The organism is Streptomyces sp. GL_141, assembly GCF_057834385.1.
On record NZ_CM174402.1, the window covers coordinates 4,158,589 to 4,175,949 of the forward strand.

Here is a 17,361-nt window from a genome sequence, read left to right on the forward strand (position 1 = left end):
GGCTCAACTGAGCGGCTCAGTCGGTGAGCAGGGCCTGAGCTTCTTCCTCGGACAGTTCTTCGATCTCGGCGAGGAGGTGGTCCTCTACGACGAGCGCGGTGTCCTCCAGCGTCTGGCTGTCGAACAGGACGCGGATCGGGACTTCGGTGCCGAGCGCCTTGCGCAGGTGGACCACCGCGCGCATGGCCATGAGCGAATCCCCGCCGAGGGCGAAGAAGTTGTCGTGGATGCCGACCCGCTCGATCTTGAGCATGCTCGCCCAGATCTCGGCGACGACCTCCTCGACCGGTGTGCGCGGGGCCTCGTAGGGCGGCGCCGCCTCCCCGGCCACGTGCTCGGGGACCACCAGCGCCCGCCGGTCGACCTTGCCGTTCGCGGTGAGCGGCAGGGTGTCGATCTGCACGTAGACGTCCGGCACCATGTAGCGCGGCAGCTTGGTGGTGAGGAACTCGCGGAGGTCCTGCGGCACGCTGTGCTCGGCCTGCGGGACCACGAAGGCGATCAGCCGCTTCGCACCGCGCGGCTCCCCCTGGACCACGGCCACGGCCGCCCGGATGTCCGGGTGCTGCGCGATCGCCGCCTCGATCTCGCCGAGTTCGATGCGGTAGCCCTGCACCTTGACCTGGAAGTCCTCGCGTCCGAGGAACTCGATCTCACCGCTCGGCAGGAAGCGTCCGAGGTCTCCGGTGCGATAGAGGCGCAGGCCGGTCTCCGGGTGGACGATGAAACTGGCCTTCGTCTTGACCTCGTCGTGCAGATAGCCCTGGGCCAGACCCACGCCGCCGATGTAGAGCTGGCCCGGCACCCCCGTCGGCCGGGGCCGGAGTGCATCGTCAAGGACATGGAACGTCTGGTTCCGCATCGGCCTGCCGTACGGGATGCTCGGCCAGTCGGCGGGCACGTCGCCGATCGGGTGGAGGATGGACCAGATCGACGCCTCCGTCGCACCGCCGAGGCTGACGACCTCGGGGGCGCCGAGCACCTGCCGGATGCGGTCCGGCAGCGCAACCGGCAGCCAGTCGCCGCTGAGCATCACCAGCCGCAGCGCCGTGCTGGTCGCCTGCTTCACGCTCATGTGCTCGACGAGCAGCTCCATCAGCGCCGGCACGGAGTTCCAGAGGGTGACCCGGGCCGATTCCAGCAGGTCGAGCCAGGCCGCCGGGTCGCGGTGCGCGCCCGCGTCCGGCATGACCACGGCGCCGCCGACGGCCAGCGGGCCGAAGACGTCGTACACCGACAGGTCGAAGCTCAGCGAGGACAGGGCCAGGACCCGGTCGTCCGCCCCGACACCGAAGCGGTCGTTGACGTCCACGACCGTGTTGAGGGCGCCGCGGTGGTCGATCATCACGCCCTTGGGGAGACCGGTCGACCCCGAAGTGAAGATGACGTAGGCGAGGTCGCCCGGCGTGGCGGGACCGTCCAGCCGCAGACCGCCGGCCGCGTCCTCCTCCAGGGGGAGTTCGTCGACCCGGAACACGGCCGGCACCCCGGCGAAGCGGTCGCCGCGGCCCTGCACGACCCGGCCCTGGGTGAGGACCGCGCGGGCCTGCCCGTGTTCCAGCAGGAGCCCGATGCGCTCATCGGGCAGCTCGGGGTCGACGGGCAGATAGGCGGCGCCGGCGGCGAGGATGCCGAGGACCGCGGCGCACTGCTCCCAGCCCTTCTCCATCACCACGGCGACCAGGTCGTTGGGGCGCACGCCGAGGTCGGCCAGGCGACGGGCGATGCCGCCGGCCCGCGCCGCCAGTTCCCCGTAGCTGAGCGTGCGGCCCGGGGTGACGACAGCGGTGCGCTCGGGCGTCCGGGCCGCCGTGGCGAAGAACGGCGCGTGCAGCAGCCCCGACGGCAGCGGGCCCTCGGTCCGGTTGTAGGCCTCACGCTCGGCCAGTTCGGTGCGCGGCACGAGCAGCGGCGCGGGCCGGCTCCAGTTCCGCTCGTCCCCGGCGAGCCACTGCAGCAGCTCCAGGGTGGCCGAGTGGATCGAGGCGACCAGGCCCTCGGGGAAGAGCTGCTCGACCGCGTCGATGTCGAACGCGAGGGCGCCGTCCACCTCGTAGACCTGTGCGTCGATCCAGACCTGCGGGGTCTGCGAGATGCTGTAGGCCACCTCGCCGATCGGGGTGTCCTGACCGTGGTCGAGGAAGAGGCTGGTGAACACGACCGGCATGGCCGCCGCCGCGTCACCGCGTGCCTTCTTCATCTCCCGTATCACGCGGACGCCGCTGAACACGCGGTGGTCGATGTCGGTGATCAGCCGGTCCCGCACGGCGCAGGCACGCGCCTCGAAGGTTGCCTCGCTCGCCGCGTCGACCTCCAGCAGCGTCACCGAGGTGAAGTCACCGACGATGGCGTCCACTTCCGGATGGAGCGGGAGCCGGTTCGCCATGGGGAGGTTGAGCGTGAAGCTGCGGTTCTTGGACCAGGTGGCCAGCGCCTCGCTGTAGGCCGTCAGCAGCAGCGCCGTGGGCGTGATGCCGCGCCGCGCCGCGCGTCCCTTGACCAGGTCCCAGGTCTCCCGGGGGAGCAGGCCCTCCACCCGCTTGAAGTGCGGGGAGTCGATGGTGCGCGGTTCGCAGGCCAGGGGCAGCTCCGGGGCGAGCGCCAGGGTGGGAATCCGCTCGCGCCAGTAGGTCTCCGCACGGTGGTACAGCTCGGAGGACTCCAGGCTCTTCTCCGCCAGCACGTAGTCGCGGAAGGACAGTTCCAGCGGGGGCAGCTCGACGTCCGGCTGCTCGTAGAGACGGGCGAGTTCGCGCAGCAGCACGTTGGAGGCACGGGCGTCGGTGACGAGGCCGTCGATGCTGTAGTGCAGTCGGGTGCGGCCGCCGTCCAGGACCGAGGCGCGCAGTTCGAACAGCGGCCAGCGGTCGGCCTCGAAGTTCTGGTGGGACATGGCCGCGCGGGTGCTCGCGAGCGCCGCGTGCACCTCGTTCCCGGGCAGCCCGCGCAGGTGCTCCGTCTCGATGACGTAGTCGGGCACGTCCGCCAGGATCTGCTGCTCGCCGTGTGGGAGCACGATGGCGCGGAGCATGCCGTGCCGCTGGATGAGCCGGCGGAAGGCGCCTTCCATGCGGGGCAGGTCCAGGTCCTGGACGTCGAACTCCTCGTACCCGTGCATGCCGACGTTGCCGATCTCGAAGACGCCGGTGCGGCCGATCCAGTACGCCTGCTGGACGTCCGTCAGCGGGAAGGGCACGCCCTCGTTCGCGGGGTCCGGGTCGACGGCCGGCAGCGCCTCCGGCAGGGTGTCTCCGGCCTCGTCAAGGGCGGTGCGCACGGCGGCGGCCAGCCCGTGGATCGTCGGCTCGGCGACGAAGGCGCTCAGCGGGACCTCGGCGCCGCAGACCGTACGGACCTGCGCGACGAACTGCGCGGCGAGCAGGGAGTGCCCGCCGAGCTCGAAGAAGTTGGTGTCCGGTGCGATGTCCGGCACGCCGAGGAGGTCCGTGAAGATCGCGGCGATCTGACGCTCGATGTCGTCGGCGTACTCCGGGCGGGTCTCGGCGGTCGCGTCCGGCGCGGCGGACGCGGCGGACGCGGCGGACGCGGCGGACGCGGAGTCCTGCGCGAGCTCGGCCGCCGGTTCCACGACCGCCTGGCAGCTGCCGGGAGCGGCGCCCACCACGCGGGCGGCCCACCGCTCGGCGGTGGCGGGATCCGCGTGCGACCACACGAACCCGCTCCACGGGATCTCGGACTCGCGGCGCGCGAGCGCGACCTGTGTCTCGACCTGTGCGGCGACTAGCGAGAGGGACGGCTCCAGTGCGGCGTCGCCCACGAGATGGACCTCGCAGGCACGCAGGAGCCCCTCGGGCATCCGGGCGATGGCCGCCGTGGCGCGCTCCAGTGTCTCCAGCACCTGGTGCCGCGGCGCGCACGCGTCCAGCAGTACGAGGACGGTGGCCGGTGCCGCCGGGTCCTGGGCGGCGGACAGCGGGGTCACCGTGGCGCCCGCGTACGACAGGGCCCGGGCGAAGGCGGCCGCGATCGGCTCGTCGCCCACCGATGCGTAGGACGCACCGGTGTGCCGGGCGGTGGTGGTGCCCGGTGCCGAGCTCAGGGGAACCAGCTCGGGCACGAAGCGGTGCACGCCGCGGAACGCGACCACGGGCTCCTCGGCCGCGGCGCCGAGCTCCGCGAGCAGCGCGTCGACCAGCCGGCGGACGGCCGCGGCGGTCCCGGGTGTGTTCACGTCGAGGAGTGTCCGGGCTCCCGGCCGGCCCGTACGGGCCCACGCGGTCAGCGCGCCCTTCCCGGGTACGAGCGGTTCCTCACCGGTGACGTCGAGCGCGCCGGACACCACGGTGACGAGCCGTGCACCGGTGTCGCCCCGTGCCGCGAGGGCCCGCTCCAGTGCCTCCAGCTCCTGCGGCGCGCGGCCGGCCCGGGCCCCGTCACCGGTGCCGAGCAGTACCGCGTGGATCACGCCCGCGATGCGCTCGCCCTCGGGGAAGGAGGATCCGAGGAGCCGGGCGCAGTCGTCCTCGGTGCCCACGGCGCCGGCCGGGACCTCGACCACCCGGCGGTGCGTGCCGCGCAGGCGTTCGGCGAGGCCGTGGAGGGCGCCCGCCTCGTCCGCGACGACCAGCCACGCGGTCGGTGCCGCGGCGTTGCCCGCGGCCGCGGGGGTTGCCGGGCCCACCCGGCGGAAGCCGCGCACGGCCAGCCCGTCCGCGTTCGCACGCGCCGTGCGGGTACCGCGCGGCGGGTCGACCCAGCATCGCTCGCGTTCGAAGGGATACGTCGGGAGGACCGTGCGACGCGGTGTCTCCTCGCCGTGCAGCGCCTCCCAGACGAGCGGCGCTCCCAGCCGCCACAGCTCGCCGGCGGCGCTCAGCATCTCCTGCTCGGCGTCGGTGTCGGGGGTTGCCGACGGGAGCGAGGCGACCGCCCCGTGCAGGTCGTTCCCCCGCGGCGCGAGGCTTGTCAGGACGCGGCCCGGGCCGACTTCGAGGAGCGTCGCCTCCGGGCGGCACACCGTGCGCAGGCCGTCGGCGAACCGCACCGTGGAGCGCAGTTGGCGCGCCCAGTACGCCGGACTGGTGGCCTCCTCGTCGGTGATCCACGTGCCCGTCACATTGGACACGAACGGGAGCTGCGGCGCCGTCAGCACCACGCCTGCGACCTCCGCCTCGAACGCGTCGGCGGCGCCGTCCATCATCCGGGAGTGGAAGGCGTGCGAGGTCCGCAGCCGCTTGGTGGTGACCCCGCGCTCGGCCAGGCGGGCCTCGACGGCCGCGACGGCCTCGAAGGGGCCGGACACGACACACTCGCGCGGTCCGTTCACCGCGGCCAGGACCACTTCGGTGCCCAGGAGGGGCGTGACCTCGTCCTCCGGCAGCGGCACCGCCGCCATCGCGCCGGCGGGCGCGCCCTGCATCAGCCGCCCGCGTACGGCGACCAGGTGCAGCGCGTCCTCGTACGACACGACGCCCGCCAGGCACGCGGCGACGAACTCGCCGAGGCTGTGGCCGAGCATGGCCGCCGGGCGGACGCCCCGGGAAGCCCACAGCGCGGCGAGGGCGTACTCCACGACGAAGAGGGCGGGCTGCGCGTACTCGGTCCGCCGGATCTTCTCCCGGGCACTCTCCCGGTCCGCCTCGCCGGGGTACAGCAGGCCGCGGAGGTCCTCGCCGAGGACCGGCAGGAGGATCTCGGCGGCGCGGTCGACCTCCGCACGGAAGACCGGCTCGCGCTCGTACAGGGCGCGGCCCATGCCGATGCGCTGTGCGCCCTGCCCGGGGAAGGCGAAGACGACCTCGCGGTCCCGGTCCGTCTCGGGCTCGGCGGCGTGCGCCGGGACGGGCCCGGTCAGCGCCTCGGCCGCCTCCTTGGTGCTGCCGGCCACGACGAAGCGCCGGTACGGCAGGGTCCGCCGGCCGCGCTGCAAGGTGTACGCCACCTCGTCGAGGCGCTCCTGCGGGCGGGCGCCCAGATGGGCGGCGAGTTCCGCGGCCGCGGCGGCGAGCGCGGTGGGCGTGGCGGCCGAGAGGGGCAGCACGTGCCGACCGCGCCCCGGCCCGGCGGGGGAAGGCTGCGGCGCCTCCTCCAGGACCACGTGGGCGTTGGTGCCGCCGATCCCGAAGGAGCTGACTCCGGCGCGCAGCACGTCGCCCCGCCACGGCGCGAGTTCGGTGTTGACGTAGAACGGCCCTTCGGTGAGGGCGAGGTCGGGGTTGGGCGTGGCGCAGTGCAGCGACGGCGGCAGCTCGCGGGCTCGCAGCGCCAGGGTGGCCTTGATCAGGCCGACGACGCCGGCGGCGGTGTCCAGATGGCCGATGTTGGTCTTCACCGAGCCGAGGGCGCAGCGGTGGTCCGCGCCGGTGTTCCCGAAGGCCTGGTGCAGGGCCGCCACTTCGATCGGGTCGCCGATCCGGGTGCCGGTGCCGTGGGCTTCGACGTAGGTGACGGTGGCCGGGTCGACGTCGGCGACGGAGAGGGCTTCGGCGACCGCGTCGGCCTGCCCCTCGATGCTGGGGGCGGTGAAGCCGACCTTGCGCGAGCCGTCGTTGTTGATGGCGGTGCCGCGGATGACGGCGTGGATCACGTCTCCGTCGGCGAGGGCGTTGTCGAGACGCTTCAGGACGACGACGCCGGCGCCGCTGGCCGGCACGGCGCCGCCGGCCCCGTCGGCGAAGGCCCGGCAGTGGCCGTCGGGCGACAGGACGCCCCCTTCCTCGTACCGGTATCCCTGCTGCTGCAGGGCGTTGACGGTGGCACCGCCGGCGAGTGCGACGTCGCACTCGCCGTTGATCAGCGCCTGGAAGGCCAGGTGGACGGCGACCAGGGAGGTGGAACAGCCGGTCTGGACGCTGACGCTGGGGCCGCGGAGGTCGAGCTTGTACGACACCCGGGTCGGCATGAAGTCCTTGTCGTTGCCGAGGGCGCTCTGGAAGGCGCCGATGCGCTCGACCAGGCCCTTGTTCGCAAGGAGGTTGTGGTGCAGGTAGGAGCTCTCGCCCACACCGGCGTACACGCCGGTGACGGTGGTATCGGGGTCGGCGGGACAGCCCGCGTGTTCCAGAGCGTGCCAGGCGCATTCGAGGAAGAGGCGGTGCTGCGGATCGAGCATCTGCGCCTCGCGCGGGGAGAACCCGAAGAAGCGCGGGTCGAAGTCGCCGACACCCTCCAGGGCGCCGAACGCCTTCACATAGGCGGGATCCGCCAGGTCCTGGGCGGCCACGCCGGCGGCGAGCAGTTCCTCGTCGGTGAAGAACGTGATGGATTCCACGCCGTTGCGCACGTTCTCCCAGAACTGCTCCGGGGTACCGGCGCCCGGGACGCGCAGGGCCATCCCGACGATCGCGATGGAGTCGGCCGGCATCGAGTTGTCGTCAATCATCAGTTGTCTCCAGTGTTTCGGGGCGCGGCAGTGTTTCGGGGCGCGACCGATCGCCTGCGAGGCGTGCGCGAGCCTTGTTGCAGCTTTCGTTCCGCGGCGCGGCGGCGCCCTGCGGCGCCTCCGGCCGGCCGGGGTCCGTCACCGTCGGCGAGGTGCCTCGCGAGTGTGCGCACCGTCGCGTACCGGAACAGGTCCACCACGGGAATGTCCCGGCCCATTACCTCGGTCAGCTGGGCCTGCACCCGCAGGATCAGCAGGGAGTGGCCGCCGAGATCGAAGAAGTTGTCGTCGGCGCCGATGTGTTCGGAGCCGAGCACATCGCCCCAGACGGCGGCGACGGTCCGCCCGAGTTCGGTCTCGGGCCGGTCGCCGGGCCGCGGGGCGCCGGGGACCGCAGCGGTCGCGGGCGCGGGGAGGGCGCCGCGGTCGGTCTTGCCGCGCTCGCCGCGCGGCAGCCGGCCCAGGGGCACGACAGCGCTCGGCACCATGTAGCCGGGCAGCCGCTGCGCGAGGTGGGCCCGCAGGTCCGGCGGCGCGGCGCCGCCGTCGACGGCTATGTAGCCGACCAGTTGGGGCCGACCGGGGGTGTCCTCGCGCAGGAGTGCGGCGGAGTCGCGGACGTCCGGGTGGGCGGCGAGGGCCGCCTCGATCTCTCCGAGATCGATCCGGAAGCCGCGCAGTTTGATCTGGTCGTCGCCGCGGCCGAGGAACTCCAGCTCTCCGTCGGTGGCGCGCCGGGCGCGGTCGCCGGTGGCGTACATGCGCGCGCCGGGGCGGCCCCACGGGTCGGGCAGGAAGACCGCGGCGGTACGGGCCGGATCGCCGAGGTAGCCCTGGGCGATGCCTTCGCCGGCCAGGTGGAGCTCGCCGGGGACGCCGATCGGGACGGGCCGCAGCTCGGCGTCGAGCACGTAGGCGCGCACGCCGGGCAGGGGGCGCCCGATGGGGACGGTCGCATCGGCCGGCCGGTCCGCCCCGGGCCTCGGGGCCGCGCGGTCCGGCTCGTACAGGGTCGCGGTGATGGTGGCCTCCGTGGGGCCGTAGGCATTCAGCCAGCGGACACGGCCGGGCGCGGCCGCCTGCCAGAGGGCGAGCCTGCCGCCGTCGACGCGTTCGCTGCCGGTGACGACCAGCCGCAGGGCCGGGCAGGAGGAGGGCGGGAACCGGTCGATCACCGCCACCCACTCGTGCCAGTACGAGGCGGGCAGGTTGAGCACCGTGAGCTGCTCGCTCCGTACGAGCGAGATCAGTTCGTCGATGCCGGGCACCGGCCCGGCGGGCGGCAGGACGACGGTGGCGCCCCGGACGAGCGCGGAGAACAGCTCCTCGGCGGCTACGTCGAAGGTGAGCGCCGCGAACTGGAGCACGCGGTCGCACGGTCCGAGGCCGTAGCGGTCGGCGACCGCCCGGATGGTGTGCGCGAGGTTCGCGTGGCTGACGACCACTCCCTTGGGCCGTCCGGTGGTGCCGGAGGTGTAGAGCACGTACGCGGGGGTCTGCGGGTGGACGGCCGCGGCGGGCTCCGGTGCCTGCACGGTGGTCTCCCGCAGAGCGTCCTCCACTGCGGCGAAGGGCACCGTCGTGCCGGTCGGCGGGGTGTCGGCGTGCGAGCCGAGGACGAGGGCGGCACGGGCGTCGCCGAGCATGGCCTCGAAGCGCCGCTGCGGCGCCTGCGGATCGGTCGGCACGTACGTCGCGCCGGTCTTGAGGATGCCGAGCAGGGCGGCCGGCCAGAGCGGGGTGCGCTCCAGCCGGACGACGACGGTGGCGCCGTGACCGATGCCCCGGGCGCGCAGGAACGCGCAGATCCGGTCGGACTGCTCATCCAGTCCGGCATAGCTGAGGGTCCGGCCGGCCTGGCTGATCGCGGGCTGGTCGGGCCGCTCGGCGGCGACCGCGCGGATCAGCTCGTGCACCGGCCGGGCCGCTTCGCCGGCCGGCTGTGGACCGCGGTCGGCCGCTCCGACCAGCTCCGCGGTCTCCTGCTCGCTCATGGCGGGCAGCCCGCGCAGCGGGGTCCGCGGTGCGCCGAGCGCTGCCTCCAGCAGGCGGAGATAGTGCCCGGAGAGCCGCTCGGCGGTCGCCCGGTCGAACAGGTCTACGTCGTACTCGATGTATCCGCCGAGGGTGCTGGAGGGCAGCGTCCCTTCGTCCCAGACCACGGTGAGGTCGAACTTGGAGGTGCGGACGGCCGACTCGTGCACGATCACGTCGAGCCCGGCCAGGGCGGTGGTGGTCTGCGGCACGTTCTGCATCGCCAGCATCACCTGGAACAGCGGTGCCCGGCCGGCCTGGCGCGGCGGCCGGACCGCCTCGACGACCTGCTCGAACGGCACGTCCTGGTGCGCGTACGCGCCGAGCGTGACCTCCCTGACCCTGCCGAGCAGGGCTTCGAAGGTCAGCTCCTCCTCCCAACGGGTGCGGATCACCAACGTGTTGACGAAGAACCCGACGAGTTCCTCGAATTCGGGACGCACCCGGCCGGAGACCGGCGTCCCGACGCTGACATCGCGCGTGTCCGAGTAGCGGCCCAGCAGCAGCTGGAACACCGCCATCAGGACCATGAACCTGGTCACCCCGTAAGTGCGGCACACCTCGTCCAGGCGCAGGGTGAGCTCCGGTCCGAGCCGCACCGGGAAGGTGTCGCCCCGGTACCGGGGCACGTCCGGGCGGGCCCGGTCGACGGGCAGGTCCAGCGCGGGCGGCGCGTCGCGCAAACGCTCGCGCCAGTAGCCGAGCTGCTGCTCGCCGACCCCGCCGGCCAGGTGCTCGCGCTGCCATGCGGCGTAGTCCGCGTACCGGACGGGCAGCGGGGCCAGGGCGGACGGGCCGCCCTCGGCGGCGGCCGCGTAGAGCGCGCCGAGATCGCGGACCAGTACGCCCACGGACCCACCGTCGAAAACCGTGTGGTGCAGCGTCAGCAGCAGGTGGGCACGGTCCTCGGCCAGGCGCAGCAGGCGGGCCCGCAAGAGGGGCCCGGTGGCGAGATCGAAGGGGCGCTGCGCCTCCTCGCGGGCGAGCCGGTCCGCCTCACGTGCGCGGACGTCTTCGGGAAGGTGCGCGAGTTCGGTGACGCCGAGGCGGTCGGCGGCCTCGTCGACGACCTGGTGGGGCTCGGTGTCCCCGCCGGCGAAGCGCGTGCGCAGCGCCTCGTGACGGTCGAGCAGCCCCCGAAGGGCGGTGCGCAGCGCCGGCAGTTCGAGCGGGCCGGTGACCTCCAGGACGAGGGGCACGTTGTAGAGCGCGCTCCCCGGGGTGAGGCGGTCGAGGAACCAGAGCCGCTGCTGCGCGAAGGAGAGCCGGTGCGGCCCGGCTCCGAGGCGCGGGACGGGGGTGTGCGCGGCGGCCCGGGGGGCCTCGGCGGCACGGGCGGCGAACCGCGCCACGGTGGGGGCCTCGAACAGGTCGCGGACGCCGAGTTCCACGCCGAGCCGTTCCGCGACCCGGGCGACGGCCCGGGTGGCGAGGAGCGAGTGACCGCCGAGAGCGAGGAAGTCGTCGTGGACGGAGATCCCGGGCAGACCGAGCAGTTCGGCCCAGACCAGCGCGACGGTTTCCTCCGCGGCGTTGCGCGGGGCGACGTGCTCGGCGGCCTGGACACGGTCGTCGGCCGTCGGATCCGGGAGGGCTCGGCGGTCGACCTTGCCGTTGGGGGTGACCGGCAGTTCGGGGAGGGTCACGTACCAGGACGGGACCATGGCGGCGGGCAGCCGGGCGGCGAGGCCGGCGCGCAGCGCAGCCGGGTCGGCGGGGAGACCGTCGTGGGTGGTGACATAACCGACGAGGCGGCGCTCCTCGCCCTCGCCGCGCACGTCGACGACGGCGGACCGTACGGCCGGGAGGTCGGTCAGGGCCCCGGCGATCTCCTCGGGTTCCATCCGCACCCCGCGGATCTTGATCTGGGCGTCGGCGCGGCCGAGGTACTCCAGTTCCCCGTCCTCGCGCCACCGCACGATGTCACCGGTGCGGTAGAGCCGCTCGCCGTGGCCGAAGGGGCTGGGCACGAACTGCTCGGCGGTGAGGTCCGGCCGTCCGACGTAGCCGCGGGCCAGGCCGGCGCCGCCGAGGTGGAGTTCGCCGGGCACACCGATACCGGCTTCGCGCCGCCACGGGTCGAGCACGTGGAGCCGGGTGTCGGCGATCGGCCGGCCGATCGGCAGCCGGAAGCCATCGGGCGCGCCGGCGGACACGGGGTGGACGGCGGCGATGGTGGTGCCCTCGGTGGGGCCGTACGCGTTGACCAGGCGCAGCCCGGGATTGGCGCGCCGCAGGGCGCTCACCCGGCGGGTGTCGGCGGCCTCGCCGCCGAAGAACAGGGTGCGCAGCGGGGCGAACATGGCCGGGTCGTGCTCGGCGCAGCGGTTGGCCAGGACCGTGGTGAGCAGCATGGCGGTGACACCGTGCTCGACGATCCGCCTGCTCAGCCGCTCGGGTGCGAGGACGTCGTCCTTGGCGACGCCGACGAGCCGGGCGCCGTTCAGCAGGGCGCCCCAGATCTCGAAGGTGGCCGCGTCGAAGGAGGTGTTGGCGACCTGGGCGACGACGTCGGACGGGCCCAGCCCGAGGTACTCGGCGTCGTGGACCAGGCGCACGATGCCGCGGTGGGTGATGGCCACGCCCTTGGGACGGCCGGTGGAACCGGACGTGTAGAGCACGCAGGCGCGCTGGTCCGGGTGCGGGACCGGGAGCGGGCCCGCGAAGGGGCGTGCCGCGCCGGCCGCGGGGGTCGTGTCCGGCTCCTCCGGTGTGTCGTGTGCCGGACGGTCGGTGCGCAGCACCGGTACGTCGCCGGCGAAGGCGAGGTCCCGGTCGGCCAGGACCAGACAGGCGCCGCTGTCCGCCAGCATGTGGGCGAGGCGGGCGTCGGGATGGCCCGGGTCCAGCGGCAGGTAGGCGCCGCCGGTGGCCAGCACGGCGATCATGGCGGTGACCAGCGCGGCGGAGGACTCCATGGCCAGTCCGACCACGCTCTCGGGGGTGACGCCGTGTCCGGCGAGCCGCTCGGCGAGCAGGGTGGCGCGCTCCTGGAGTGCGCCGTAGTCGAGCGTCCCGTCGGCGAAGTGGAGCGCGACGGCGTCGGGGGTCTTCCCGGCCTGGGCGCGGAAGGCCTCCACGACGGTACGGGCGCTGGTCTCGGCGGGCCGCCGGCCCCATGTGGTGAGGAGTTCGCGCTCCTCGGGGGTGGTGTGGGTGAGGTCGCGGACCGGCACGCCGGGTGTGGTGAGGGCGGAGTCGAGCAGGGCCAGGTAGTGCCCGCAGAGCCGCTCGGCGGTCGCCCGGTCGAACAGGTCGGTGTCGTAGGCGAGCAGACCGTGCGGCTCGGCCGAGTCGAGCGCCGGCCCGTCCCACAGGCATGCCACGTCGAACCGGCCGCCCAGCGGCAGGTCGGGGCCGCCGCCGGCGACGAAGAGCACCGCTCCCGGCGCGGCGGTGCCGGCGGCGGCGTCCCGCTCGTTGCGGGCGCCTTCGAGCAGAGCGGCGAAGGTCGTGCCGTCGTCCCAGGCCGCGCGGGCCGGAGACAGACCGCCTCCCGGGTGCCCGACGACGATGGTGACGTCGCGGGTGCCCGTGGAGCGGCCGATCAGCAGCCGGTAGGCCGTGAGCAGGATGGCGAACCGTGTCGTGCCGTGCGCCCGGGCCAGCTCGTCGAGCCTGCGGGTCCGTTCCCCGCCCAGAGCCAGGGCGAGTCGGCCGTGGGCCGGCCGGCCCACGGGGGGCCGGGCCCGGTCGGCGGTCAGCTCCGGAAACTCGCTCATGCCGGGACTCCTGCCGCGGAGGGCGCGTCATCGCTTTCGGTGATGCGCGCGACGCGGCCGCCGTCCAGGCGCACGATGCGGTCGGCGTCGAGCAGGACATCGCGACGGTGCGCGATGACGAGGACGGTGGCACTCGCCAGTTCCGTCTCGAAGGTGCGCCGGATGCGCGCGTCGGTCTCCGCGTCGAGGCTGGCGGTCGCCTCGTCGACGAGGACGATCCGTGCCCGGCGGAGCAGGGCGCGGGCCAGGCAGAGCAGCTGGCGTTCGCCGGTGCTCAGCTGGGCTCCGCCCGAGGTGACGCCGTGGGCGAGACCGTCGGGCAGGGCGAGCAGCTTGTCGGCGAGGCCCACCTTCTCCAGTGCGGATTCCAGCTCCGTGTCGGAGAAGGTGCCGTAGGGGTCGAGGTTCTCCCGCAGCGTGCCGGGCAGCAGCACCGGGTCCTGGGGGATGATCTCGATCCGGGAGCGCAGGTCGCCGAGGCGCAGGGTGGAGACGTCGACGCCGTCGATCAGGATCCTGCCGCGCTCGCACTCGGTGAACCGCAGCAGCGCGGTGAACAGGCTCGACTTGCCGCTGCCGGTCCGCCCCTCGATGCCGGTCTTGCGTCCGGCGGGAGCGTGGAAGGTGATGCCGTCCAGCGCGGCCGGGGCGCCCGGCGCGTACCGCAGGGTCACGTCCTCGAAGCGGATGTCACCGGCGGACGGCCAGTCCGCGGGCGCGGCCACGCCCGCTGCGGACTCGACCTCCAGCTGCGTGTAGTCGTGGACCCTTTCGTAGCTGGCGAGGGCGAGGTCCATCATCTGGACGGTCATCAGGCTCATGGCCAGCGTTTCGATCAGCATGTAGACGAAGCTGATGCCGACTCCGGCGTAGCCGGCCCCGATGCCACCCTGGACGACGAGCAGCGCGGCATAGCCGAACAGCACGAGGGCGCCCATGAGGTCGAGTCGCAGGTTGAAGTGGCGGGAGAGCGAGTTGACGGTGTAGTCGGCGTAGTGCGCGGCCTGCGCGCGGCCGCGGAAGGTGGCCTCGTAGCCCTTGACCCGCGCCTCGCGCCCCTCGATGGAGGCGACGCCCTCGATCGCCTCGGTGAGCAGCGCGATCACCGGCTCCTTCGCCTGCTTGGCCAGGCGCGAGGCCTCGACCGTGCTGGAGCGGGTTCCCCGCTGCCACCGGAGGTAGACCAGCAGCACGATCGGGGTGAAGACCGCGGTGAGCGGGCTGGTGAAGGCGAGCGACAGCAGCGGGACGATCATGCCGACGGCGATCTTGAGGGTGTCCATCGTGTACTCGGGCAGTTCGAGGTCGATGGTCTCGGTGTCGGCCGAGAAACGGGTCAGGACACCGCCGGAGGAGTTCTTCTCGAAGAAGGAGAGCGGTGCGCGGAGCACCCGCGTCAGCATCGAGTCGTGCATGGTCTTGCCGGCCTTGACGCCGCGCGAGAAGCCGAAGGTGAACAGGGTGCGGTCGAGCACGAGGGTGAGCAGGCCGATGCCCGCGAAGACGCCGGCGTACCACGCGGTGTCCGCGTCCGTGTGCTCGGTCCAACGGCCCAGCCAGAAGGAGGAGGCGCCGAGCATGCTCTGCCCCGCCACGGCCAGGCCGACCAGGGCGACGAGCAGGATGCCGGGGGTCAGCACCCGCAGGTAGCCGCGGTAGGTGTCGCGGAGCACCCTGCCCCTTCGCACCGGGTCCGCGGTCTCCTCGGCCGTGGCCGCCTCGGCTTCCACGGCTTCCCCGTCCGCGTCGGCGGGCTCCGCCGCCGCGCATTCGGCCGCGTCGCGGTGGGCCTCCGGCAGCAGCTCGGGCATCTTGGCCTGGACCTCGTCGAAGGTGCCGACGGCAACCACCCGGCCGCCGTCCATGACGACGACGCGGTCGGCGCGCCGGGCGAGGTCGAGCCGGTGGGTGGCGACGATCCTGGTCCGGCCGCCGAGCACCTCCGAGAAGAGCGCGTTCGTGATCCGGGTGGCGACGGCGTCGTCGACGGAGCTGGTCGGGTCGTCGACGAGGTAGACGTCGGCGTCCTCGTAGGCGGCGCGGGCGAGCGCGACGCGCTGGCGCTGGCCGCCGGAGAGGGTGGTGCCGCGTTCGCCGAGAACGGTCGCGTCCCCGGCCGGCAGGGAGGCGAGATCGGCGTCGAGAGCGGTGGCGCGCAGGACGGCGGCGTACCGCTCGGGGTCGTACGGGGCGAAGCAGCGGATGTTGTCCGCGACGCTGGCCTGCATGACCCAGGGGCGCTGCGGCAGGTAGACGGTGCTGCCGTGGGTGTGGGCCGTTCCGGAGAGCGTACGCATGGTGCCGGCGAGCGCGCCCAGCAGCGCGGTCTTGCCGCTGCCGACCTTGCCGAGGACACAGACGAGTTCGCCGGGCGCGATCCGCAGATCGACGTCTTCCAGGCAGGCGGTGGCCTGCTCGTCCTTCCCGGGCCACGCGAAGGAGGCTCCCGTCAGCTGGACGGTGCCCGCGGGTGCCTGGTCGGTTCCGGATTCGCTGCCGGCGGCCGGCGCATCGGCGGCCTGCGCGTCGGCGTCGGGGGTGTCGAGGAAGGCGGAGACCTTGCCGAGCGCGACCCGCCATCCGTTGCGCAGGTCGAAGTAGCGGACCAGCTCGGGCAGTTGGGAGCGCAGGACCGTGAGCACCGCGATGGCGGCGAAGACGTCGGCGGCGCGCAGGCGGTGGCCCAGGGCGACGTAGGTGACCAGCGTCGCGGTGACCATCAGGACGGGCGTGGCGGCGTTGACCAGGTAGAGCGTGGCCAGCCGCTTCTGCCGGCCGACGAGCAGGCCGTTCAGCTTGGCGCGCTCGCGGGTGACGGTCCGCTCCGCGACGTCCTCCCAGCTGTGCGAGCGCAGGGTGCGCATGGCGCCGAGGTACTCGCCGACGAGACCGATGCGTACGCCGTTGGCCTCGCGGATGTCCGGTTCGACGGCGTACAGGCGGTCGTTGGCCATGGTCGACAGCTGGAGGCCGCCGATGAGCACGGCGATGCCGACGAGGCCCGCCCAGCCGAGCAGCACGCACAGGATCACGCAGGAGCCTGCGATGCCGAGCGGCACCGCCCACGCCATGTGGAAGAACGCGAGCTGCCCGGCCTTCAGCGAGTCCCTGGACGCGAGGGTGATGACATCGCCGGCGGGGTGCGCCAGCCGTGCGCCGCGGTCCATCCGCAGGTATTTGTGCAGGATCTGGGTGCGCAGGAGGGCGTTGATGGAGTGGGTGGTCTTCCACGCCTCCGACCACTGGTGTTTGTGCGCCAGCGAGTCGGCCACGTGGAAGAGCCCGAGGGCGGCGGCGATGAGCAGGCCCTGGCTCATCACCCCGTGGCCGGTGCCCTCGAACCACTGGATGAGCTCGCGCACGAACAGCGGTCCGAGGGTGGCGCAGACCTGATAGGCGCAGAAGACGAACGCGGCGAACCAGAAACGCCGCCGGTAGGTGTCGTACAGTGCCCGGCGCAGTCCGTCTTTCTGGTCGCGCCGCTGTGCCCAGGCGCTCTCGAAGGCGGGGGTGACGCGTTCCAGGTGGTCGTACGTCGGGGGGACCAGACTGTCCGACGGTTCAAGTGCCCGCTGGGATCCGGTGGCCACAAGAGCGGCGGGCCAATGGATGAAGATGCGGGAGATCAGTCCCGCCCTTCCTTCGGCACTCGGACGGCTCGGCAGCGTGTCTGTGTTCGCCACGTCGTCTCGTTTCAGGTCGTCGGCTGGGTCAGCGGGCGGAAGCGGTAGGCCTCTTCCAGCGCTTGCCGGGGGGCGGCGGGCAGGAGTTGGCACATCGTGCGGAAGTCACGCGCCCGGCTGTTGCGGCTGGATTCCGGGAAGCGGGGCCGCTGTTCGAGCCAGTTGGCCACGGTGAGCACCGCGAGGTCGGTGTACTGCCGGTCGGTGATGCCGACCTGCCCGCCCGTACGGGTTTCCAGGAGGAAGGGGGCGCCGTCGAACGCGGCGTCGAAGATGGAGCTCCGGGCGACCGTGCCGAAGAGGTGGACGAGGGTCTCGGCCTCCTCGCCGATCAGACCGCGCACGACCGGGCGCAGTTCGATCGGGACGGCTCCGGTGGGGAAGATCTCGGTGCCGTACACCGAGTGGAAGAGCCCGGCATCGCACAGCTGGGTGTGGCAGCCCCATGCGCGCAGCAGATCGTGGACGCCCTGCAGGTGTGCGAGGAGGTCGGCGCTGGAGTGAGCGAGACCGTCAACCCCGTGCTGCTGGAGGAAGGCGACCTTCTTCTCGAAGGATTCGGTGCTGGTCACGGCCGGCC

4 protein-coding genes are annotated in these 17,361 nt (G+C 73.3%); all 4 read right to left on the minus strand.

The annotated features are described in order from the left end of the window. Positions 1 to 16 precede the first annotated feature (16 nt). Genes AC3IX6_RS18160 through AC3IX6_RS18175 form a run of 4 tightly spaced genes read right to left on the minus strand, consistent with a single transcriptional unit; the run spans position 17 to position 17,353 of the window. Positions 17 to 7,342, minus strand: coding sequence for a hybrid non-ribosomal peptide synthetase/type I polyketide synthase (locus AC3IX6_RS18160; RefSeq protein WP_489371168.1), 7,326 nt, complete (start codon positions 7,340 to 7,342; stop codon positions 17 to 19). Beyond that, complete coding sequence (locus AC3IX6_RS18165) at positions 7,342 to 13,098, minus strand: amino acid adenylation domain-containing protein (protein WP_489371169.1); 5,757 nt, start codon at positions 13,096 to 13,098, stop codon at positions 7,342 to 7,344. Before AC3IX6_RS18165 ends, AC3IX6_RS18160 begins: the two co-directional genes overlap by 1 nt. After that, positions 13,095 to 16,781 (minus strand): ATP-binding cassette domain-containing protein, encoded by a 3,687-nt coding sequence (locus AC3IX6_RS18170; RefSeq protein WP_489371170.1) that lies wholly within the window; start codon positions 16,779 to 16,781, stop codon positions 13,095 to 13,097. The genes AC3IX6_RS18165 and AC3IX6_RS18170 overlap by 4 nt, the downstream gene beginning before the upstream one ends. An 11-nt stretch (positions 16,782 to 16,792) precedes the next feature. Then, on the minus strand, positions 16,793 to 17,353 hold the full coding sequence (locus tag AC3IX6_RS18175) for a DUF6817 domain-containing protein (RefSeq protein ID WP_489371171.1): 561 nt from the start codon (positions 17,351 to 17,353) through the stop codon (positions 16,793 to 16,795). Positions 17,354 to 17,361: the final 8 nt, after the last annotated feature.